This window comes from Herbaspirillum sp. WGmk3 (assembly GCF_023952535.1).
Classification (GTDB): domain Bacteria; phylum Pseudomonadota; class Gammaproteobacteria; order Burkholderiales; family Burkholderiaceae_D; genus Herbaspirillum; species Herbaspirillum huttiense.
In genome coordinates, this window is record NZ_JAKYWT010000001.1 from 873,482 (window position 1) to 893,846 (window position 20,365).

22 protein-coding genes are annotated in these 20,365 nt (G+C 62.1%); 7 read left to right on the plus strand and 15 right to left on the minus strand.

Annotated features, from left to right (window positions below):
* Nucleotides 1-155: 155 nt before the first annotated feature.
* The 4 genes from MKD49_RS03825 to MKD49_RS03840 all read right to left on the minus strand — a co-directional run bounded on the left by MKD49_RS03825 (nt 156) and on the right by MKD49_RS03840 (nt 3,601).
* Complete coding sequence (locus tag MKD49_RS03825) at nt 156-1,079, minus strand: SGNH/GDSL hydrolase family protein (protein WP_252695517.1); 924 nt, start codon at nt 1,077-1,079, stop codon at nt 156-158.
* A 369-nt stretch (nt 1,080-1,448) separates the two neighbouring features.
* Nucleotides 1,449-1,661 (minus strand): protein tyrosine phosphatase, encoded by a 213-nt coding sequence (locus MKD49_RS03830; RefSeq protein ID WP_252695518.1) that lies wholly within the window; start codon nt 1,659-1,661, stop codon nt 1,449-1,451.
* Nucleotides 1,662-1,957: 296 nt separating this feature from the next.
* Nucleotides 1,958-2,554: a hypothetical protein gene (locus tag MKD49_RS03835; protein ID WP_252695519.1), complete on the minus strand. Its 597-nt coding sequence runs from the start codon at nt 2,552-2,554 to the stop codon at nt 1,958-1,960.
* Between the two features lie 123 nt (nt 2,555-2,677).
* Complete coding sequence (locus tag MKD49_RS03840; RefSeq protein WP_204725869.1) at nt 2,678-3,601, minus strand: DNA/RNA non-specific endonuclease; 924 nt, start codon at nt 3,599-3,601, stop codon at nt 2,678-2,680.
* Between the two features lie 232 nt (nt 3,602-3,833).
* Here MKD49_RS03840 and MKD49_RS26515 point away from each other — a divergent pair, with 232 nt between their 5' ends.
* On the plus strand, nt 3,834-5,168 hold the full coding sequence (locus tag MKD49_RS26515; RefSeq protein ID WP_305882115.1) for a PAS domain-containing methyl-accepting chemotaxis protein: 1,335 nt from the start codon (nt 3,834-3,836) through the stop codon (nt 5,166-5,168).
* Nucleotides 5,169-5,376: 208 nt separating this feature from the next.
* Nucleotides 5,377-5,613: a hypothetical protein gene (locus tag MKD49_RS03855; protein ID WP_252695520.1), complete on the plus strand. Its 237-nt coding sequence runs from the start codon at nt 5,377-5,379 to the stop codon at nt 5,611-5,613.
* A gap of 14 nt (nt 5,614-5,627) precedes the next feature.
* Here the strand turns inward: MKD49_RS03855 and MKD49_RS03860 are convergent, their stop codons facing one another.
* Entirely contained in the window at nt 5,628-6,254 is a 627-nt protein-coding gene (locus tag MKD49_RS03860; RefSeq protein ID WP_121043231.1) for a LysE family translocator, read from the minus strand.
* Between the two features lie 225 nt (nt 6,255-6,479).
* Between MKD49_RS03860 and MKD49_RS03865 the strand changes: the two genes are divergently transcribed.
* Entirely contained in the window at nt 6,480-6,857 is a 378-nt protein-coding gene (locus MKD49_RS03865) for a response regulator (RefSeq protein ID WP_252695521.1), read from the plus strand.
* Between the two features lie 201 nt (nt 6,858-7,058).
* A complete protein-coding gene (locus MKD49_RS03870; RefSeq protein WP_034333405.1) occupies nt 7,059-7,361 on the plus strand; it encodes a hypothetical protein in 303 nt (100 codons plus the stop codon).
* Between the two features lie 91 nt (nt 7,362-7,452).
* Here MKD49_RS03870 and MKD49_RS03875 read toward each other — a convergent pair whose 3' ends face one another.
* From MKD49_RS03875 to MKD49_RS03900, 7 genes are all read right to left on the minus strand, one after another.
* Complete coding sequence (locus MKD49_RS03875) at nt 7,453-7,638, minus strand: hypothetical protein (RefSeq protein WP_232729560.1); 186 nt, start codon at nt 7,636-7,638, stop codon at nt 7,453-7,455.
* A 202-nt stretch (nt 7,639-7,840) separates the two neighbouring features.
* Complete coding sequence (locus MKD49_RS03880; RefSeq protein ID WP_252695522.1) at nt 7,841-8,581, minus strand: hypothetical protein; 741 nt, start codon at nt 8,579-8,581, stop codon at nt 7,841-7,843.
* A 61-nt stretch (nt 8,582-8,642) separates the two neighbouring features.
* On the minus strand, nt 8,643-9,266 hold the full coding sequence (locus MKD49_RS03885; RefSeq protein WP_371925429.1) for an OmpA family protein: 624 nt from the start codon (nt 9,264-9,266) through the stop codon (nt 8,643-8,645).
* On the minus strand, nt 9,259-9,726 hold the full coding sequence (locus MKD49_RS03890; RefSeq protein ID WP_252695523.1) for a FecR domain-containing protein: 468 nt from the start codon (nt 9,724-9,726) through the stop codon (nt 9,259-9,261). The genes MKD49_RS03885 and MKD49_RS03890 overlap by 8 nt, the downstream gene beginning before the upstream one ends.
* 175 nt (nt 9,727-9,901) lie before the next feature.
* Entirely contained in the window at nt 9,902-10,576 is a 675-nt protein-coding gene (locus tag MKD49_RS03895; protein ID WP_252695524.1) for an SOS response-associated peptidase, read from the minus strand.
* 209 nt (nt 10,577-10,785) lie between these two features.
* A complete protein-coding gene (locus tag MKD49_RS26410; protein WP_255475323.1) occupies nt 10,786-10,908 on the minus strand; it encodes a hypothetical protein in 123 nt (40 codons plus the stop codon).
* 176 nt (nt 10,909-11,084) lie between these two features.
* Entirely contained in the window at nt 11,085-12,464 is a 1,380-nt protein-coding gene (locus MKD49_RS03900; RefSeq protein WP_252695525.1) for an iron-containing redox enzyme family protein, read from the minus strand.
* Nucleotides 12,465-12,636: 172 nt separating this feature from the next.
* On the opposite strand from MKD49_RS03900, the gene MKD49_RS03905 reads away from it, so the two are divergent.
* Nucleotides 12,637-12,885 (plus strand): DUF3297 family protein, encoded by a 249-nt coding sequence (locus MKD49_RS03905; protein WP_034334548.1) that lies wholly within the window; start codon nt 12,637-12,639, stop codon nt 12,883-12,885.
* Nucleotides 12,886-13,097: 212 nt separating this feature from the next.
* On the opposite strand, the gene MKD49_RS03910 is transcribed toward MKD49_RS03905, so the two are convergent.
* The 3 genes from MKD49_RS03910 to MKD49_RS03920 form a co-directional block, all read right to left on the minus strand.
* Entirely contained in the window at nt 13,098-15,038 is a 1,941-nt protein-coding gene (locus tag MKD49_RS03910) for a methyl-accepting chemotaxis protein (protein ID WP_252695526.1), read from the minus strand.
* A gap of 463 nt (nt 15,039-15,501) precedes the next feature.
* Nucleotides 15,502-17,043 carry a methyl-accepting chemotaxis protein gene (locus tag MKD49_RS03915; RefSeq protein WP_252695527.1) on the minus strand — a complete coding sequence of 514 codons (1,542 nt, stop codon included), beginning with the start codon at nt 17,041-17,043 and terminating at the stop codon, nt 15,502-15,504.
* Nucleotides 17,044-17,286: 243 nt separating this feature from the next.
* Nucleotides 17,287-18,081, minus strand: a complete 795-nt coding sequence (locus tag MKD49_RS03920) for an ABC transporter substrate-binding protein (protein WP_252695762.1) — start codon at nt 18,079-18,081, stop codon at nt 17,287-17,289.
* An 819-nt stretch (nt 18,082-18,900) separates the two neighbouring features.
* On the opposite strand from MKD49_RS03920, the gene MKD49_RS03925 reads away from it, so the two are divergent.
* Nucleotides 18,901-19,209 (plus strand): hypothetical protein, encoded by a 309-nt coding sequence (locus tag MKD49_RS03925; RefSeq protein ID WP_034334554.1) that lies wholly within the window; start codon nt 18,901-18,903, stop codon nt 19,207-19,209.
* Nucleotides 19,210-19,347: 138 nt separating this feature from the next.
* Complete coding sequence (gene rarD, locus MKD49_RS03930; protein WP_204725876.1) at nt 19,348-20,253, plus strand: EamA family transporter RarD; 906 nt, start codon at nt 19,348-19,350, stop codon at nt 20,251-20,253.
* The last annotated feature ends 112 nt before the right edge of the window (nt 20,254-20,365 follow it).

Genomic DNA, 20,365 nt, shown 5'->3' on the forward strand with positions numbered 1-20,365 from the left:
TCCTTGATCAGGAGCTTTTTTCTTGGGCATCTCGCTGTGGCGACCTGCAGAGGTGGTCCGCCGGTGTTCATTGGCTGCGCCGCATGCAACGCTGCAAGATCGCAGTCTGCCTCCATTGGTTGTGTGAAGAGAGATTTGCCATCAAGCAGCGAGCATCAGGTCCGCCTTTTCTGACAGGAGTTTGCCGCCTGCCCCAATGCAGGCCTGCGTCCGTACGAGAAGCGGCCATGCCAGACGCCATCGCGCAGCACCGCATGAGCATCGCCCCGCGTCAGCGCGATGAGATTGCGCCTCAACAGCAGATCCCTGAGCCTGCCCTGCATGAATTTTCCGATCAGCGCATAGCCCTCCTGGTTGGGATGGATGCCGTCAGGCATGAAGTTCCTGAGCTGTCCGGAAGGAATGCGCGCAGAAAGATACTGCTGAACATCGATGAGGCTGATGCCGTGTTTGCGGGCGATATCACGCATGATTTGCGCATAGTTCGCAACCTTCGTGAGCCTGGATGGATTCGGTGTCTGCAGGAAGACTTCCAGATTGTTGTCCCTTGAAATACGAATCAGGGTTTCCAGATTGTCTGCGTAGGTCTTCTCGTCCAAGGTCAGGCTGTCGTTGATTCCGTAATTGAAAATCACGATGTCGGCGCAGTCGCCTTGCGCAGCCTGCTCCCACGGATGGCCGGAAAAATGGCCATTGAGCATCGTCGCCGTGGACTCGCCGCTGACCGAGACATTGCGAATGACCACCCCGGCGAGATGAATGAATGCCTGAGGAGGTTGCGATACCACGCGGATGTCGGAAGTATTTTTGGCCAGCAACCCTCCATCAATGCCCAGGCCGGTAGAGTCTCCACGGAGCTCGATGACCACCGGTTCGGCACGCACTTGCGCCGCATGGAACAGCCCGGCGACAAGCGCCAGCTTGCACAGCATCACGGCGGCCCGTCGCAGGAAGCCAATATTTTTTATACCATTTATATGGTTTCCAACGCGTCCCTGCACACGGATTTCAGCGCTGTTGCCAGCGCGCGCCGTGCAATGAAAGACAGGCAACGGATAATGGAACAGAGAAGCGATCATCTGCCTGACCAGACCGGGTAGTCCTCTGCGCATACGGAATATTGAGAAATGGGTAGGTGCGTGCTCGCAAATCACAGGAATGCACTCCCGACCAGACATGCCGGAAGCCAATCCCTCATCGCACGCATCAGTCCGTGGACTGGACCTCTTGCCCTCTTGACGATGCGTACCTACGGATCGTCGCACATTGCTCTGACAAATCACTGACCTGACCCAGTCAGTACTACTGGTCATGGCCGACCGCGGACAGGCAAGGTCCCCGAACATGGCAAACATGTCGTGATGGTGCAGGCAGGAGTTTGCCATGTGCTTGCATCACTGCCATTGGCAGATGGTGAACGTCACGCCGAACGTGCCGTCGCCGGTCAGTCAGCGGTCCTGCTCCAGCATCAGAATTGCGGGCACCGCCTGCTGCAGCAGCGTGATCAGTTCCGGATCCATGTACTTGTAATCGTCCGGAATATCGAGCACATGGACCGGTTTGAACTCAAGCAAACGAGTGTATTCGGCCTTGAGTCGTGAGCGATGTTTTTCTTCCATCACCAGAATCACGTCAGCCCAACGCGGATCACTCTCGGACACGTGGTGTCGTGCATTCGGGCTGGTTCCGCCAGAGCGCACGTTCAGTTGCGGGTGATTGCGCCAGACGGTTTCCGCAGTGGGACTTCGCCACTGATTCCTGCTGCACACGAAAAGCACATTGATCCGCTCACCGGTCTCCGACGCGGCACTTTTCTCAGTTCCGCATCGGAAACTCTCGGATACTCCATCCCAAGCTGCTTCGCCCGGGCAAGCTTGGTCGGCCTGGTGTACAGGACCTTCCAGTTCTTCTCTCTCTTTTCGTCATTCTTCATCGGATGATCGCGCTCACCAGCAACTCAGCGACAAACCTGGTCTGACAAGGATTTCACGGTATCCATCGCGGATCTCATGGCTTCAACCTCGCCGCCGCGCGGTCGCACGTAGGTCGCCCGCACCTTCATGAACCGCTTCTCCATCGGCAAAACCCACAAGAAGGATGCGTAATCGTCGCTGCCTTCATGCCAGATCATCATGGCACCGTTGCCACGCTTGTTCTCGCCGCCGAGCGGCAGGGAGGCCGGACCTCCCATCTGGAGTTTGCTGCCAGGATGCACAGACAGAATTTCCCTGGACGCATCGATGGCTTCCTTGACGTCCTCCTCGTCACTGTCTGCCACTCTGTCATACAGAAAAAAAGTGACGGCCAGACGGTTCTCGTCCTTGTTGTAGCCGGCCAGCAAAGTGTTGCGGTGTGTACGATGTTGGGCGATCACGGCGTCGGGAAACGACACCCGCTGAAGACCGTCGACGGCAGCGGGTGCACACAGTTGCGGCTCACCTGCATCGCCCGTGCAGGCGTCGCATGAAGCCGATGCCTGCGCCATCGACACGAACGGCGCGTTAACCAGAAAGGCTGCGAGGAGGGTCCGTTTCAAGCTGCTTTTCATTTTCATCCTTGAAGCTCATTGAAAATGCGCGGATGGTGGCAATACCGTCGGTCTCGTTGGAAAGACGTCCGGCCTGCATCATCCGCTCGCGGCCACCCGCAACTTTAGCAGGAGATGGGACCGACGTGCTCAACCCCGCCCCGCCCCCTGCCCCAGCAAGCGCAACCCGGTCTTCCGCACGAAATCCTCATAAGTGATCGGCGCTCCCACCTCGGTATCGGCGCGATTGGCCTGTATATACGCCCATGACCTGCCCGTGCTGGCGTCAACCACCAGCTTGAACAAGCGGGCCGGGACGGCAATGTGGCCCCGCCCGATCGTGGCCGGTGCCGCATCGAAGAGCGGCCCGGTGAACACGAAAACATCCCCGCCTGCCCGCATCACGTACTTGCGCGTATCCCGTTCGATCTTGGACCAGGGCCCGGAATTGTTCCTCGGATTCTGAGGGACCATGTTGGCCAGCGAAAAACTCTGGGCCATCGCCTCCGGTGTGGACATGTCGCCGGCCGGCGCCATGTGGCCGCGCGCATACCCCGATCCCCGGTAGTCGTCCAGTTCCGCGCGCTCGGCGCGCGGCAGCCGCGCCTCCGGGTAGAAGCGGTCCGTGCGATGCTGCTCGCGCGCATGCAGAAGAGCGGTCCGGTTCAGCCGCTCGGCTACCACGAAGGGCGTCTTGGTCTGACTGTTGTAGAGCACCGCAAACGCGCTGAAACACAATTCCCGCAAATGCGCACCCGCAGGCAATTGCGGCGGCTGCGCGCCGGGGAAGAACTGCGGACATTGCGCAAAACGCGCAACCGTGTGCCCCGGCTCGGCCTGCCGCACCGGGGCAGGCGCGCTCTCGGCCGGCAATTCGAGGTGCGGCAGACTGAAGCGCTCGCGCAGGCCATCCGTCAGGTGCGGGTTGATGACGCAACTGGCGATGCCGAAGACAAGGATCGTCGTGCTGGTGAAGGAAATCAGAAAGCGACTGAATGATCCCAGTCCCTTCTGCCTGCTTTTTTTGGAGGTGGCCCGCTTGCGGGGTGCTGCCTTTTTCTGTCTTGTTACCATGCTGGCCGCATGTTAACCCGAGTCGACTATTTGTTGCCAGTTCATCAGGAAATCCCCGATGGATTTCTCCCTCGCGACTCATAGAATGGGAAGCGAAATCGGGGCAGGTCCCGCGTGGCATGAGACAACGATAGTCCTGCCTCGGCTGACGTCCCCAACAATAAAACCGGACGCATCTCGTCGACGGCGATGAGATGCGTTTCAAGAACATTTCCAGGATCAGACGCCCATCATGGCTTTCTTCGACTCGCTCTCGTTTTTCTCACGTCTCAGCAAACGCAAGGCCGACATGCTGGGTCAACTGGCCGCCATCGACAAGGCGCTGGCAGTCATCGAATTCACGCTGGATGGCAAGATCATCAAGGCCAACAAGAATTTCCTCGATCTCATGGGCTACACGCCGGAAGAGATCAAAGGCCAGCACCATCGCATCTTCGTCGCCGAGGAAGAGCGCAACGCGCCTGCCTATGCGCAGTTCTGGCAGAAGCTGGGGCGCGGTGAATATGACCAGCGCCTCTATCGCCGCATCACCAAATCCGGACACGAGGTCTGGATCCAGGCGACCTACAATCCCATCATCGATGCCATGGGACGCCCCTTCAAGATCGTCAAGTACGCGCGCGACGTCACGCAGCAGCAGCTGCAGGCCGCCGATTTCTCCGGACAGATCACCGCCATCAACAAGGTGCGGGCGGTAATCGAGTTCGATGTGAATGGCAATATCCTGCACGCCAACAACAACTTCCTGCGCGCGGTCGGTTATTCCCTGTCCGAAATCGTGGGCAAGCATCACGCCATCTTCGTCGAGCCCGCCGAGCGCGCCTCGGCGCAATACCAGGAATTCTGGAAGCGTCTGGCGGCCGGCCAATACGATGCCGGCTTGTATCGCCGCGTGAAAAAGAATGGCGATGCGCTCTGGCTGCAGGCCAACTACAACCCCATCTTCGACATGGACGGGCGGGTCTTCAAAGTGGTCAAATACGCCACCGACGTGAGCATCCAGACCCACGCCACGCAAACCCTGCAGGCCGCCGTGGGCGGGCTGTCCGAAGCACTGAGCACGGGCTCGGCCAGCGCGCAGCAGGCCAACGATCTGGTCAAGGCCACCTCCTCCATCGCGGAACAAGGCGGGGTGGTCATGCAGGAGGTCGTCAACAAGATGGCCGCCATCAACGCCAGTGCCGCCAAGATCACCGAGATCATCGGCGTGATCGACGAAATCACCTTCCGTACCAATCTGCTGGCCCTGAACGCGGCCGTCGAAGCGGCCCGGGCCGGCGAACATGGCCGCGGCTTTGCCGTGGTGGCCGGCGAGGTGCGCAGCCTGGCGCAGCGCACGGCGGCCTCGGCCAGCGAAATCAAGACGCTCATCAGCGGCTCGGTCAATGAAGCAAGACAAGGTACCGAGCTGGTCATGAATGCCGGCAAGACCATGAGCACCATGGTCAACTCCATCAACGACATCACCGGCATCATCGAGACCATCAGCACCTCCGCGAACGACCAGATCAATGAGATCGGGCAGGTCAACGAAGCGGTGACCCAGTTGCAGGTGCTGATGAAATAAGCGTCGCCCGGCTACGGCAGCGCCCGCCGCCACACGCGCACCCGTGCAGTGCCGCAGCTTGTATGGATCATGTCTGCTGGACCCGCCTGCGTCGCCTTGGTTAGAATGCACAGGACACTGTTACGGAAACAGTGACTCGCCTCTGCTACTTTCAGATTCGCAAAGCTGGCACCGGATTTTTCTTCCAGCGAATCAAATGGTCGACATCATGGATTGGGTCCCAATCGTCTTCATCATCTTCAAGGTCGCCGTGCTCGGCATCGGCATGTTCTACGCCATCAAGTGGCATTACGATCAGGGCAAGAAGGGCAAGCAGGCCGAGCGCAACGCAGTGCTGCGCGCCAGCGGGAAAGTCGCAGCGCTGTTCGTGATCTCGCTGCTGGTGCTGGGTGTGGCGACCTTTTTCATCTCCAAGATGATGGGGCTGGAGCTGAGCTTCTCCTGACGCACCGCAGTCCCTCAGGCTGCCGGCCGCTTGGCCAATGCCAGCAAGGTCCCGAAGAAGATCATCATGCCGCCGCTGATGCGGTTCATCCAGCGCAGGCCTCGCGCATTCTGCATCAGTCCGGAGAGGCGCGTGCCGGCGTAGGCATAGGCGGCGATGGCGACCACCTCCAGCGCCAGGAAAATCGCGCCCAGGGTCAGGAAACTGGATAAATAATTTTCCGGTACCACGAACTGCGGGAAGAATGCCGTAAAGACCAGGATGGCCTTGGGATTGCCGATGGCGACCAGAAACTCCTTGCGCACATAACCGGCAATACTGCGCTGCTGCGGCTCAAGCGGCTGGCCGCCCAGCTCCACCCTGGCGAAGAACAGTTTGCAGCCCAGCCAGATCAGATAGGCCGCCCCCAGCACCTTGACCACCGTAAAGGCCATCTGCGAGGCCATCAGCAGTGCGCCCATGCCCACCGCTGCCACCCCTATCATCAGCGCGAAGGCCACCAGCCGGCCGGCCGCTGCCAGCAAGGCCGGGCGCAGACCGTGATGGGCGCCGATGGTAATGGAGAGCAGATTGTTGGGGCCGAAGGCCATGTTCAGTGCAAAACACGAGGGAATGAACAGCAGCAGGCTTTCCAGAGACATTGCGGCTCCTTGGCAGATGAGGGCGACGCGGCACGTCACCGGAGCCGGTATTCTAGCGGCACGCCACCTGACGCGCAGGTGAAGCGCATATTCTTACGAGGATGTCAGCGCGATTTTCCCGCGATACAGGAATTGACTGATGCAACCGTGACCATTTCGGTCACATAATCGCGGAGCCGTTCGTTCTGATCTCAGGACGCAGCCCATCCACCCGGAGATCGCTTCATGAATCCGAGCAGTCACGCTCGTACCCTGCTGATCGTTGAAGACAACAAGGATGTCAGAAACATTTTTGCAGAAGTCTTTCAAGGCGTCGGCTATCACGTGCTCGAGGCCGGCAACGGGGAAGAGGCGCTGGCACTGATGGCCCATGAGCGCACAGCAGTCAGCGTGGTCCTCACTGACCTGCGCATGCCAGTGATGGATGGCCTGGAACTGGCGACCCGCATCAAGGGCGATGAACGCTTCTCGTCCATTCCGGTGGTACTGCTCAGTGCCACTCCCATGAGCAATTCCTGGCAGGCACTTGAAGTGTTCTCCGCCCTGCTCACCAAACCCTGTTCCTTCGAACACCTGCTGTCCACCATCGAATCCGTGCAGTAAGTCCGCGCAGAACGCCCATACTCTGCACCCGCAGAGCGATGACAGGCGCCCGTCGGCCAAGCTGATGTATTGCATTGGAGACGCGTCCGACAGTCACAGCCGACAGGATCAAGGGAGCTTGGCCGATGTCTGCGGCGGAGCCAGGGGACGATGATGTAGTTACTGCGCACAAGCGCAGGGCATTCATCAAGGAGTGACATCATGTCGAATCAGAATCAAGGCAACAGCCGCGGTGGTTCCCACGAACAGCACGTCCAGGCAGGCCAGCAAAGCCACAAGAATGACCAGCAGAACCAGAGCAGCAGCGGCTCCGGCCAGCAGCAAGGTGGGAACACCCGGGGCGGCTCGCATGAACAGCACGTACAAGCCGGCCAGCAGAGCCACAAGAACGACCAGCAGAACCAGAGCAGCAGTGGCTCCGGCCAGCAACAAGGCGATTCGAGCCGCGGCGGTTCACATGAACAGCACGTGAAGGCGGGACAGCAGAGTCACAAGAACAGCTGACAGCAACGCTGATCACGCTGCCTTCCCGGGCAGGCCCGGACACGCTCTCCAGGAGATGGAGCGCGCGTCCGGGCCTTTTTTCATTACGGTTTCAATGCAAGGCAGCGTGGGATTCGTCGCCCGCTGTCGGCTCGACCCTCGCCGGCAGGCTCTGCATCGCCGGCTTGCGCGAAAGCACACGCCATAGAAACACTCCGGTCAACGCCATGCCGACCACGACATAAGCCGCATAGAACGCAGCGAGATAGCTGCCGTAGTGCAGAAGGGACTGGATCATGGCCATGCTTCCTTGAGATGGAAAGGTCGATGCAATGGCGTGATCTTATGTTTTATATCATTTCGCGAATATCAGGAAATTTCCTAGTTGCATCGCGCACACGCCATTGATGAGCTATTCGATAGTCCACGATCAAACTCGACAATAAGCAATCTCCGAAAGACGGCGCATACCTGCGTTCAGCTCCACCCGTCTGCGGAGTTCAACGCTTCCAGAACATCCACCACGGCGATGGTGCGGGCAACGCAGCAGTCGCCCCGGCGGGCAGTTCCGGCTGCTGTGGCTGCGTCAGTTCGGGTGGCCAGCGTGCGGCGCCGTTGGCCGAACCGGCCAATGTCCAGCTGGCTACCTCGCTGATTGCCTGCTCTTCGTACAGGCCGGCCAGGTCATGCAGCAAGGGGCTCATCTGCCATGCCTGCCGCTGATCCATCACGGCCAGTTCCTGATACGCCGCGCGCAGCTGCTGCTCCAGCTGGCCATCATCGGACATGCCGTCCAGCTCTTCCGTGTTCACCACGATGTTGCGCCGGGGTTCGGCTTCCAGGCGCGCGATCCAGTCCTCGTACAAGGCGTGGCGCTCCTCGCCCAGCACCGGACGCAGCATCGCCGAGCGCTGGCGCAGACGGGCGATGCCCGCCAGACGTTCGCACCCCAGGTAGGCAAACGGACGCGGCGCATCCTCATCGACCTCCTCGTACTCATCATCACCGTACTCATCATCGTCCCCCGCACCTTCAGGGCCTTGCTTGCCACTGTGCTCGCCCTCGGTGGCAGGGCCGGACGAGACGTGAATATCGTCCCCGGAAAACAGGCACATCCAGAACAAGGGAAGGCGCGCGGTGGCCTCGTATTCGGTACCGATCATGGTAAAGAATTCGTCGGCCTGTTCCTCCGTGGGCATACCCTCGAAGTCGGTGCAGTAGAGATAGACGCGATTGCCCATGTGATTCCCCTGAGAATGGCAGGACGACAGGCGGCGCTGCATCGGCAGCGTGCCGCCCGGCTCACCTGATCTTGATTTCGACGAAACGATTGCGCGGCTCCGCCACGCCGCGTTTCTGCGGCACGCGCGGATCACGCGCCCCCTTGCCGATGACCTCGATGCTCAGGGCCTTGACCTCCGCCCGTTGCAGTTCACGCTCGATCAGGCGCGCGCGCCGCAGCGACAAGGCGTCGTTGGTGGCATCGCTGCCGATGCTGTCGGCGTGGCCGGTGAGGATGAATTCCCCGGCGGGGAATTCCTTGATTTCAGCGATGGCCTTCTTGAGCAATTCCTGCGAGGCCGGCGTCAGACGGTCAGTCCCCAGCTCGAACAGCAGATCGTAGCTGCGCGGACGCGCCGGCAGGCTGCGCATGACCTCGGCATATCGCCGGTCCACCTCGGCAGCGGACAGGGTCTGTGTGGGTGCGGGCTTGCCGCCGCGCGTCTCGACCGCTGCATAGGGCGAAGTCAGTGCCGTCTCGCCACTGGCCGTCCTGACCACGATGCTGCTGGCCGAACCATCGGCCTGCGGCAGCAACACGAAACGTTCCGCCGGCCCGGCACATGCGGCCAGCAGCGTCACCACGGCCAGCAAGGCGCAGCGCATCAGCGGCCGGTACAGTGAATCGAGCGATGGCTTATTCACCGGCCACCTCCACGATGAAGTCGGTACCACGGATGCCGATGGTGGCCGTCGGGGTCGACAAGCGCTGGCTCTCCGGCGAGCGCTTGCCGATCAGTCCCGAGACGTAGCGCAGCGTGCCCTTGGTCAGCCGCACGGCAACGCTGCCCTCGTCGGTCTTGTCGTTGTAGGCAAATTGTTCGAGCAGGAACTGGCTGTTGGAGCCGAGCGAAATGAGCGTATCGTCGCGCAAGGTAAACCCGACCGCACTGGCGGCACCGGTCAGTACCCGGTCACCCGCATAAAGCCGTTCGCCGGTGGCCAGCGGGCGGGTCTTGCCGCTGCGCTCGGCGCGTACGTCGCCTTGCAGGACCTTGACGATGCCGGCCTGGCTGGCCGTGGCTTCCTGCGCAGCTGCACTGCCCTGGCCCAGCAGCGAAGCGCTGGCCAGCAGCACGCCAGCCCACCCGGATGCCCTCCACATCGGCCCCGCCCTCTTGATCCGCATGCCGCGTTCCCCTGATGTTGTGATGATGACGTGAGTCCTGCCTGTGCCGCACCTGAGCGCGGCAATGATGCCACCGCGCAATTTCACAGAAAATCATGGGGAAGGTCAACAATTCTTTACATCTGGCGTGCGAAATGGCAGCGGCTGGCCCTTAAAAGAGCAACGAACCCTGCCCTGAGCTGCTCCGCGCTTCGCTCTTGGGCGCAGGCCAGGCCTTCATGGCGCTGGCGGGATAGTTGACCAGCATCCTGCGCGCGTTTTCCGTATCACCGACGTTGAGCCAGTCCGCATAGTCGGCGGGCGGGATGATGACGAGGTTGCGTTTTTCCTCGCCCGGCTTGTGAAAACGATTCATCAGGGGATGCGCATCGGCATTGATGGTGATCTGGGTAAACGAAAATGCATACCCTCCTTCAGGCTCCTCCCAGGCGCGCCACAGGCCGGCCACGCAGAACGGCTGGTCGTCGGCCATGCCGATGGCCCAGCGCTGCGGGCGTCCGCCTTCGTAATTGGGCTCATAAAACCAGTGCATGGGCAACAGGCAGGTTTGCATGGCCCGCCAAGGGCCGGCGTAGCTGCGCTTCTCGCCGATGGTCTCGGCGCGGGCATTCATGGTGGAGATCTGCAATCCGCCCTGCAGCTTGCGCCGGGGCATCATGCCGTAGGTGCCGACGATGAGTTCCGGCTCGCCCTGCAGCCCGGCCCGTACCACGGGGGCGGCGTAGTCCTGCCAGGTTTCCTCGGGCCAGTCTGGCGTGGCGGAGGTGTCGGCGCCGGTCAACGCGGTGATGATGGATTTGGGAGTGGGCTTGTAGTTGACGCACATGGCAGGACGGATCCCGGTCGCAGCAAGGAGCCGCGATTGTGCCACAGCGCGGGCGCGGTGACGGAGGGTCTGCGGTGGCCTGGCGCGGATGTCAATGCCGCAGCGTCTCCCGGTCATCGACAGGCGCTGCACCCAAGAAAAAACCGGCCTGCTGTCTGCAAGGCCGGTTCTTCAACGGATCACGCTGCTGGCAGCGCGCCTGAGCGGACTCAAGCAGCCTGCTTGCCTTCGAGGATCGACTCTTCCAGGGCGATCAGGGATTCAATGGCGGCGATCAGCATGCCGATGCGGTGACGGCGATAGATCAGGCGTTTTCTTGCGCGAATGTTCATGGTTTCTCCAGCAGCCGGCGGAGTGCCGGCGGGTTGACGGGTCGGGCCGCCGCCTCCGCGCCTGCAACTTCACATCGGCTGCGAGCGTGCATCCTGCGGGGCGGCCAGCGGCCAAGGCCCGACATTATAGCCGACTGTCGCTGCGCTCCCCTCACCGGCGCTGCGTCGCGCGGCGCTCACGCCACACATGCACGCCGGTAACGCTCGCTGTAGCGCCGCGTCGCCTCCAAACCGGGCACGAAATGATGCCGCCCCGGTGCCAGCTCGGCCACCAGCGCATCGAGATCGACCTCGCCCAAGGCCACGGCCGGCACGGCAGGGGCCTCGGCAGCGGCGTTCTCACGGCCGCGCGCCAGTGCGCGGAAGCTCTGCTGACGGCGGCCATCGTTCCAACCGTCCTCGATCCACTCACGGATGACCTGCTTTTCGTAGCCCTCGAAGACCCCGAACATCTGGCCGCCGGCGGCATCGATCAGCCGCCAGAAGCGGCTCTCCTCGGCTGGCTTGCCTCGCGTGATCCACTTGGCCTTTTCCATCTCGGCCAGGAAGGTGGCCATGCCGTCAGGCTGTTCCAGCCACTGGTTGACCGTCTTGCCGCCGATGCGGCAATAGTCCGAGTGCATCATGCGGCCGAAGGGCGCTTTCTCGGCCAGCACCCTGAGCACCTCATCCTGCAGGACAAAGGAGCCGATCACGCCCAGCGTGCTCGCGCCCAGCTCATTGAGCAGATAACCGCGCCGCACGCCCTGCATGAAGACTTGCGGATCCGCAGCCTGGGCGGCCGCCTGCGCGACCGCCTCGGCGGCCTTGCGGGCGTGCCCGCTGGCGGCATTGTCGATGGTGACGTGCAGGGTGAAGTAATACGGGTCGATGCCCAGTTCATTGAGTTCGTAGGCGGTGATGAGCAAGTGCAGCGGCAACTGCTCATAGCCGAGGTTGAAGCCGAACACCTCGGCCTCGAATTCCGCCCCGTGATGGGCCAGCCCCAGCTGGATGGCTCCTTGCACATAATGTTCTTCGGACAACGCCGGTCCGTGCTCGCAGCCGTTGGCGGCCAGCAGGCTGCGATAGAGGGTGACGTGATTCATGGCGGCATCGCCATCGCCCAGCTCTTCCAGATAGGTGAGGATCAGCGGACGGAACAGCGGATCACGCCAGCGCCGGATGGCGCTGTAGAGCCAGGCGCCATCGACCATCTTGGTCGGGCCCACGCAGCGCAGGAAATTGAGCGCATGGGCGCGGCCACTGAAGTAGCGGCGCGGCGCGCCTTGCTGGCGTTCCTTGAGATAGCTTTCGTAGGCAACGCCGACTTCGGCGGCGCGCGCTTCGATCCAGCTGGCCAATGCGGCGGGCTCCTGCGGCAGGTCGCAGGGCAGCTCCTGCGCTTCCTGCATCTGTTGCACAAGGTAGTCGCGGCCCATGGCCAGGGCGGCCTCGTCGGGCGTTGCGACGAACAGCTGCGCATACACGTGCGCGGCCTGCAGGCTGCCGGGCTGGTGGCGGTAGGCTTGGGCGGCCGAGCGGGCGGCCTGCATTTCCTCGACGGTAGATCGCATACATCCTCGCGCAAAGTCAGATGCATGGAGCATGCGCGTAGGCGCAGGCCAGCGCTATCAGCGGGCGGCCAGCCTTGGTGTCGGAAAATGCCCGGCGGGCGGTAGGAGGATGCAGCAGGGTGGCGTCGGAGGCCCATTGTCTTGGCGGTTTTTATGTCCGATAATCGCGCCCATGAACGATACCGCACAACGCCCCGCCCTCCCCGACCGCCTCAGCGTCGATCCCCGCAGCCCGCACTACGTTGCCGCCATCTTCGAGCATGACATCGGCATCAAGCTCAACGACAAGGAATTCAACAACGTCAGCGAGTATTGCATCAGCGAAGGCTGGATCAAGATTCCCGCCGGCCGTGCACTCGACCGCAAGGGCAATCCCATGCTGACCAAGCTCAAGGGGCGGGTTGAACCGTTCTATCGCTGAGCCGCGCGCCACAGTCAGCGCCATCACATTTCTTTCCCGCATGCAAAAAAGGTCCGCAGCAAGATGCTGCGGACCTTTTCTTTTTACTTGGCAGATCGAAAAACACGCCGTCGGGATTCATCGACGGCATCGCTCAATCTGCCTTGATCGATCGATCGGGCAGATGATCCGTCCAGCCGATATCAGACCGGTACTGCCATCAGCCAAACCGATCATGCCGCCAGTGCTGCCCTTCCGACACGGAACACGGCCACCGCCTGCACCAGCTCGCGGGCCTGCCCCGAGAGGCTGATGGCCGCAGCGGCGCTTTCTTCCACCAGCGCTGCATTCTGCTGGGTGGTGCTGTCCATCTGGGTCACGGCCTGGCCGACCTGGGCGATGCCGGTGTTCTGCTCGGCCGTGGCGGCGTTGATGCCGACCATGATGTCGCTGACCCGGCGAATCGAGGTCACGATCTCTTCCATCGTCTTGCCGGCCTGATCGGCCAGCTGCGTACCCTGCCCGACCTGGTCGACGCTGGCGGTGATCAGTTCCTTGATCTCGCGCGCCGCCGTGGCCGAACGCTGGGCCAGGCTGCGCACTTCGGTGGCCACCACCGCAAAGCCGCGTCCCTGCTCGCCGGCACGGGCAGCTTCCACCGCCGCGTTGAGCGCCAGGATGTTGGTCTGGAAAGCGATGCCATCGATCACGCCGATGATGTCGCTGATGCGGTCCGAGCCGGCGTGGATAGCCTGCATGGTCTGCACCACCTGCTGCACCACCGCGCCGCCCTGGCTGGCCACCTCGGCGGCATCACGCGCCAGCTGGCCGGCCTGGCGGGCACCGTCGGCATTCTGCTGCACGGTCGATCCCAGTTCTTCCATGGAAGCGGCAGTCTGCTGCAGGGCGCTGGCTTGCTCTTCGGTCCGCTTGCTCAGGTCCGCATTGCCCTGGGCAATCTGGGCGCTGGCGGTGGCCACGCTCTCCGAATTGCTGCGCACGCTGCCGACTACCATGCTCAGTTGCGCCGTCATGGCCTGCATCGCCATGAGCAGACGCGCCACTTCATCACTGCCCTTGACCTCGACATGCTGGGTCAGGTCTCCGGCCGATACCGCCTCGGTCAGGCGCACTGCTTCCGACAGCGAACTGGTGGTGGCACGGGTGATGGCGACCATCAGCCACAGCGCAGCCATGGCCAGCACCGCCAGCGAAGCACACAGCACGATCAGTTCATTGCGCAGGCGCGGAATCTTGGCTTGCAGCTCGTCACGCATCATGTCGAAGGACGACGTCACCAGCACGAATTGCGTATCGATGATGCGCGTCATGGTGGACACCCATTGCGGGGCCGGCATGGTCAGCTGATCGGCGCGCACGATGGCGCTGTCGGCCATTTTGAAGGCTTCGTCGGCAGCGGTGACGGCTGCTGCACGGGCGCTTTCCACCTCGGCCGGCAGGGGGTGGCGGCCCGCAGCCAACGTCAGCGAACGGCGCGCACTTTCATAGCTGCGGCGGGCACGGTCGGACAGGTTTTCCAGGCGGGCACGTTCTTCCGCATCGGCCTGGCCGCGTCCGAGCATCACGGCACCGCGCGCACGGGCCTGGCCCAGTGCTTCGGTCAGTTGCGGCAGTTCGGACATGACCGCGCGCTGCACGTAGAACAGCGCAGCCTCCGCTTCCAGCGCCAGGCCGGAACTGTTGGCCACGTCGTCCAGCAGATCCAGCTCGCGCTTGATCAGTTGCGCATGTTGCTGGTTGCTCTGCGCGCCATTGATGGACTTGCTGGCGATGCTTTGCGTGAGGGCGCGCCAGTCCGCATTGAGGCCATCGAGCGCATCGGTGAGGGCCTTGTCTTCCAGCGGCTGGAGGCCGCTGCGCACACGGTCGAAGGTGGCATCGACTTCCTTCTGGCGCTCTGCGCGGCTGGCGGCTGCGCCATCACCATCGGCCAGATAGAGGGCCGACAGACCGCGATGCTGTTGCATTTGCTTGAGCAGCAGCAGCAGTTCCCGTCCGGGTGCAAGGGCCAGCGATTCACGCTGGGCAGTGGCGAGGTCGTCGAGATTGCTGCGCACCAGGAGGGTGGTCGGCACGATGAACAGCATAAAAGCGAGTGCGCCGATGAGGACGAACTTGCGTGAGTAATTGAGATGATTGATCCAGGAGCGCATGATGTTGTTGGTGTTGGAGTGTAGATAGGGCCATCGTTGGCCGCTTGCGCTGTTGCGCGAGACGCTCCGTTGCGCCATCAAGCCGCGTCGTTGCGGCTTTTTGCAGTCGGGCAATTCTACGGATGCCACCCTGTTTTCCATATGGATTTCAACAGTGGCGTCCAGTTTTGTTGTGCAATTCCGACCGTCTCGCCTCACACCGCTGTTCCCGATGCAAATACGAGTGCTGACTAGACTATGGCCGTGCTGACAGAGTTCCGCACGGAAAGGAAAATTGGCATGCAAACCTGCATGTGTCACCGGAACTCACCGCGTCTCATTGAAACTCACGCGATTTTCCCGTGCGCGCGACAAAAGAAAATCCGCCTCTTCTGCGCGCTGCGATGTGCAGCGCCGGAGACGGCGGATGTGAGAATGAAGGAATGGAAAGCGAGAACGCCGCAGCCCGGGCAAGCCGTGGGACTTAGCGCAGGCCTTGGGCAGCGTCCTGCAGCCGGAACACGGACACCAGTTGTGCCAGCTGCGCGGCCTGGTCCTGCATCGAAGCGGCAGCGGCGGCCGCCTCTTCCACCAGCGCCGCATTCTGCTGCGTCACCTGGTCCATCTGCGTGATGGCGCGATTGACCTCTTCGATCCCCGCACTCTGTTCGCGGCTGGCGGCGCTGATCTCGGCCACCACGTCGGTCACGTGGCGCACGCTGGTGACAATCTCCTGCATGGTGCGGCCTGCCTGCTCCACCAGCTGCGAGCCGTTGTCCACCTTGCTGACCGAATCCTCGATCAGTCCCTTGATCTCCCGCGCTGCCTGCGCACTGCGCTGGGCCAGCGAGCGCACTTCCGAGGCCACCACCGCAAAGCCGCGTCCCTGCTCGCCGGCGCGCGCCGCTTCCACGGCAGCGTTGAGGGCGAGGATGTTGGTCTGGAAGGCGATGCCGTCGATCACGCCGATGATGTCGGCGATCTTGGTGGAAGCGCTGTTGATGTCGGCCATGGTACCGACCACCTGTTCGATCACCTTGCCGCCATTGCTCGCCACGCCCGAGGCGGTGATGGCCAATTGATTGGCCTGGCTGGCGTTGTCGGCATTCTGGCGCACGATGGACGTCAGCTCTTCCATCGAAGACGCGGTCTCTTCGAGCGCGCTGGCCTGCTGCTCGGTACGCGATGACAGATCAAGATTGCCCGCAGCGATTTCGCCGGAGGCGGTGGCGATGGTGTCCGTGCCCTGGCGCACGCCCTGCACGATGCCAGAGAGGCTGCGGCGCATGGTCTCGATGGAATGCAGCAGGCTGTGGCGGTCATTGGCCTTGAGCGCGACGGCCGTGGACAGGTCGCCTTGCGCGATCTGCTCCACGATCTGCACGGCACGTGCCGGCTCGCCACCCAGCTGGCGCAGGATGGAGCGCAGGATGAAGGCGGCCATGGTGGCGATCGCGCCCATCAGCACGCCGCCCAGCAGCAGCAGCACCAGGGCATTGCGATAGAAGGCCTGATTGATGTCGTCGATGTAGGCACCGAAACCGATGGTCCAGTTCCACGGGGCGAAGCGCGTCACGGCATAGAGCTTCTGCACCTTCTCGGTGGTATTGGGCCGCGTGCCTTCGGCGATCAGCAGGCCGATCTCCTTGCCCTGCAGGGCGGCACGATAGCGGTCGCCATCCTCCTTGGCGGTCTTGTCCTGAATGCCCACGCGCTTGGGATTGGGATGCACGTAGTTGAAGTCGTCCGTATAGCCGCGCACGAAGTAGTAATTCTGCTCCTTGACGAAGCTGCCGATGACCAGCTTGGCCTGGGCCTGCGCCTGTTCGCGCGTGAGCTTGCCGGACTGCTCCAGCGCCTGCGCCTTCTCGGCGGCGGCCTTGGCCAGCGTGACCAGCAGCGAGAGCTGGGCTTCGCGCTCTTCCATCATGGTGCGCCTGAGCGTGGTCAGCGACACCATGGCAATGATCAGGATGCCCACCAGCGTGGTGGCGCACAGCCAGATGATCTTGGTTCGCAGCTTCAAATTGTCCTCTCCGTCTTTTGAATGAAGGCCGGCGCGCGCGCCTGCCTTCTCGGATGGGCATGGTCGTCGCGTGCGGCACGATGTGATGTGTGTGATGCGGCAGCGCGTCCGGGCGACGCACTGCTCCCCAGCCTGTCACTCTATCCCGCGCATGACATGCGGCTGGTGAGGAACAGCGAGGGTTTTACGCTTCTTTCCCGCTGTTGCAGGGGCAAGCGCCGGCTCGTGAGAATGGGCCGGATTTCATTTGGCACGGCCGCTTTGGTCGGGGTTGGCGGTGTCGATGCGCAAATCGGTTTCAAAACTCTGCAGCACCGCCCGCAGCTCACCACTCTTCTGCATCGCTTCCAGCTGCGCGTTGATACGGGGCAGCAGCTTCACACAGGGACTGGCCCGGCTCATGGCGAGGTAGTTGTCACTCTCGCTGACGAAGGGGCGCAGCGGCATGAAGCGATCGGCCAGGCCGTTCTGGTTCAGGTAGATCACGCCGTTGTAGTAACCGGTGATGAGGTAGTCGATACGGCCCGAATCGAGCTTGGAGAAATTCATGTAAAACTTTTGCGCGGTCTCGATGATGAGATTGTCACGCAGGAATTCATCGAAGCCGCCCCCGAACTGGTTGCCCAGCGTAATGGCACCGCGCTTGCCGATCAGATCCTTCCAGCCGGCGTAAGCGAAGCGCTTGTCGCGCGCCACGAAGACCGCAATCGGATTGGAAAACAGCGGCACCGAGGCAAAAGCCAGGTAGGACTGGCGTTCCGGCGTGTTCTTGAGCGAGGACACCATCGCCACTTGCCCGCTCTCGGCCTCCTTGAGCACGCGGTGGAAAGGACCGACGTAGCGTACCTCATAAGGGATATTGAGCGCACTCAGGGCACGCGTGGCGATCTCGATGCTGGCACCGGTCAGGCGCTTGCCGTCGTACCAGTGCAGGGGCGCGTAATCGGAATCGGCCGAGATGACGACCTTGCTGCATTCGGCAGCGCGGACCGTCAGCGGTGCGCTGAGCACAGTCACTGCTGCCAGCACGGCCAGCATCGCAGTGCTTGTTGCCTTGTTCATGATGTCCCCCTTGTTCTGCTTCATCAGCCCCCCTTGGACAGGCGGCATGAGCAACCCCATGCGACTGAGAATAACCCGGTTGTGCCACCTGCCAAAACGCAATTCGCGCCGCTTGGGAGAGATACGCATTTTTGCCACAGCGAGTTGCACTTCCCTGTCGCAGATCAAGCGGGCGTGGGGTCGAATGGGTACGGATGGGGACGGATGGGCGCACATTGGTTCGACCCTCTGTCCGTCTGAACGCATTTGCCCACATTCTCACACAAGCTCGCAAAGGACATTTACAAAGGACATTTACTTAGCGTTTTGCCACTGCGCCAGAATGAGGCAGTGATACGTTTTGTAACGAAACCAGGGCGATTTGTCAGCTTGCAGACTACACGTCCGGCGCCTGTCACCGCGAAAATGACTCGCACTTTGATCATTTGCACAGGCTGGATTGATGCGGCCTGTGCATGGATGAGCTGGATTGCACTCAATTCTGCATCAATCGAAAATCCTGGATTTGCGCTCGGACGCCGATCAAGCCGGCTGTCAGACGCGCGCGAAATGTCCGACAAGAACATGCTGGGCTTTCCGACTGTCGCGGCGCTGCGGTCTTCCTATGATGAACCCAAGTTTTCAGGCAATGCAGGCCACCCGACACATTTTTTCAAGTCTTATCGTGCCGTGCCTGATTTTGGGAAACGAAGGCCAACCTGCGGATGCATGCATGATCGTATCCGCCACTGCAACTGAAGTCCCGATTGCATTCAGCGCCATCGAATGCACAACCAAGGATAAAGGAGAACAGCCATGACCAAGACCTTCCTCACCGCCGCCGTACTGGCCGCTGCCACTTTCGCCACCGGTGCCTATGCCCAGTCCTATGATCAGGGCGGCAGCTCGATGCAGGGCGCGCAGCAGCAGCAATACGATTCGTCCTCGCAGTCGCAGTACTACAACTACCAGGGCCAGCAGACCGCCTCGCCGGCGGCCATGCAGGAAAGTGGCCAGAATGGCCAGTACGTGGACCGCAAGAGCTATGAAGTCCCGAACGGCCAGCCCAACAACTATGCGCGTGAACAGAAGGATGGCCCGCTGGGGACTTCCCCGGGCGCATAATTTCCTCCCTCGCGTCGACCTCAAAGCCCCGGCTCCGGCCGGGGCTTTTTGCATGAGCGCGCCCCGCAGCCCCGGCTTGCCGTAGAATCGCGCTTTTGCCGGTGCCTCTCCCTCGCGCCGGACGCACCTGGTCCTGCGATGAATCCTCAACTTGTCGGCCGCGGCATCGGCTTGTCCGTGCTGGCCTCTTCCCTGTTTGCCTTTCTGTCCGGATACACCCGCCTGCTGGCCCCGCTGGATGGCACGGACATCTTTGCCTGGCGCATCCTCATCACCCTGCTCTGCGTGCTCGGCCTGCTGGCCTGGCGCGGCGAACTGCCCCGGCTGCGCGCGGCCATGGCCGAACTGCTGGCCAGCCCCGCGCGCATCGCACTGCTGGTGTTGATGGCGGCCCTGCTGGCCCTGCAGCAATGGCTATTCCTGTGGGGCTCGGTCAATGGCCGGGCGCTGGAAGTCTCGCTGGGCTACTTCATGCTGCCGCTGTCGATGGTGCTCGTAGGCCGCTTCCACTATGGCGAGAAGATGGACCTGCTGCAGCGCCTAGCGGTGCTGTGCGCCTGCGTCGGCGTGGCGCATGAACTGTGGATGACGCGCGCCTTCTCCTGGCCAACGCTGGCAGTGGCGCTGGGCTATCCCCCCTACTTCATGTTGCGCCGGCGCATCCGCCTCGACTCCATGCTCATCTTCGCGGTGGAACTGATGGTGCTGGCGCTGCCCTCGCTGCTGGCCCTAGTGCTCAGCCCGGCCACCGGCCCTACGCTGCGCACACCCGCCATGTGGCTGTTGCTGCCGGGCCTGGGCATTCTCAGCATGATCGCCCTGACCAGCTACCTGCGCGCCGGCAAGCTGCTGCCGATGGGGCTGTTCGGCATCCTCGGTTATGTGGAACCGGTGCTGCTGGTGCTGGTGGCCATGGCGGTACTGGGCGAAAGCCTGCAGCTGGCGCAACTGGGCACCTATGTGCCGATCTGGCTGTCGGTGCTGCTGACCGCACTGCACAGCGTCAAGCTGATGCGCCGGCCGGCGGCGCAGCCCACGAATTGAGGGCTTTTTCACGGACTGATCGCGGCCAGTACGGCTGAGCCATCTCCTTATACTGGTTCAAACGGTCCACCCTGGGGAGGGAACAGACCGGCCGGGAGGGAGACACGGACGA

What these genes read in the sequence shown, in the direction of transcription:
- MKD49_RS03825 (WP_252695517.1), bottom strand. Translation starts at nt 1,079, where the DNA reads ATGATCGCTTCTCTGTTCCATTATCCGTTGCCTGTCTTTCATTGCACG.
- MKD49_RS03835 (WP_252695519.1), bottom strand. Translation starts at nt 2,554, where the DNA reads ATGAAAATGAAAAGCAGCTTGAAACGGACCCTCCTCGCAGCCTTTCTG.
- MKD49_RS03840 (WP_204725869.1), bottom strand. Translation starts at nt 3,601, where the DNA reads ATGGTAACAAGACAGAAAAAGGCAGCACCCCGCAAGCGGGCCACCTCC.
- MKD49_RS26515 (WP_305882115.1), top strand. Translation starts at nt 3,834, where the DNA reads ATGGCTTTCTTCGACTCGCTCTCGTTTTTCTCACGTCTCAGCAAACGC.
- MKD49_RS03855 (WP_252695520.1), top strand. Translation starts at nt 5,377, where the DNA reads ATGGATTGGGTCCCAATCGTCTTCATCATCTTCAAGGTCGCCGTGCTC.
- MKD49_RS03860 (WP_121043231.1), bottom strand. Translation starts at nt 6,254, where the DNA reads ATGTCTCTGGAAAGCCTGCTGCTGTTCATTCCCTCGTGTTTTGCACTG.
- MKD49_RS03865 (WP_252695521.1), top strand. Translation starts at nt 6,480, where the DNA reads ATGAATCCGAGCAGTCACGCTCGTACCCTGCTGATCGTTGAAGACAAC.
- MKD49_RS03870 (WP_034333405.1), top strand. Translation starts at nt 7,059, where the DNA reads ATGTCGAATCAGAATCAAGGCAACAGCCGCGGTGGTTCCCACGAACAG.
- MKD49_RS03875 (WP_232729560.1), bottom strand. Translation starts at nt 7,638, where the DNA reads ATGATCCAGTCCCTTCTGCACTACGGCAGCTATCTCGCTGCGTTCTAT.
- MKD49_RS03880 (WP_252695522.1), bottom strand. Translation starts at nt 8,581, where the DNA reads ATGGGCAATCGCGTCTATCTCTACTGCACCGACTTCGAGGGTATGCCC.
- MKD49_RS03890 (WP_252695523.1), bottom strand. Translation starts at nt 9,726, where the DNA reads ATGTGGAGGGCATCCGGGTGGGCTGGCGTGCTGCTGGCCAGCGCTTCG.
- MKD49_RS03895 (WP_252695524.1), bottom strand. Translation starts at nt 10,576, where the DNA reads ATGTGCGTCAACTACAAGCCCACTCCCAAATCCATCATCACCGCGTTG.
- MKD49_RS26410 (WP_255475323.1), bottom strand. Translation starts at nt 10,908, where the DNA reads ATGAACATTCGCGCAAGAAAACGCCTGATCTATCGCCGTCACCGCATC.
- MKD49_RS03900 (WP_252695525.1), bottom strand. Translation starts at nt 12,464, where the DNA reads ATGCGATCTACCGTCGAGGAAATGCAGGCCGCCCGCTCGGCCGCCCAA.
- MKD49_RS03905 (WP_034334548.1), top strand. Translation starts at nt 12,637, where the DNA reads ATGAACGATACCGCACAACGCCCCGCCCTCCCCGACCGCCTCAGCGTC.
- MKD49_RS03910 (WP_252695526.1), bottom strand. Translation starts at nt 15,038, where the DNA reads ATGCGCTCCTGGATCAATCATCTCAATTACTCACGCAAGTTCGTCCTC.
- MKD49_RS03920 (WP_252695762.1), bottom strand. Translation starts at nt 18,081, where the DNA reads ATGCTGGCCGTGCTGGCAGCAGTGACTGTGCTCAGCGCACCGCTGACG.
- MKD49_RS03925 (WP_034334554.1), top strand. Translation starts at nt 18,901, where the DNA reads ATGACCAAGACCTTCCTCACCGCCGCCGTACTGGCCGCTGCCACTTTC.
- rarD (WP_204725876.1), top strand. Translation starts at nt 19,348, where the DNA reads ATGAATCCTCAACTTGTCGGCCGCGGCATCGGCTTGTCCGTGCTGGCC.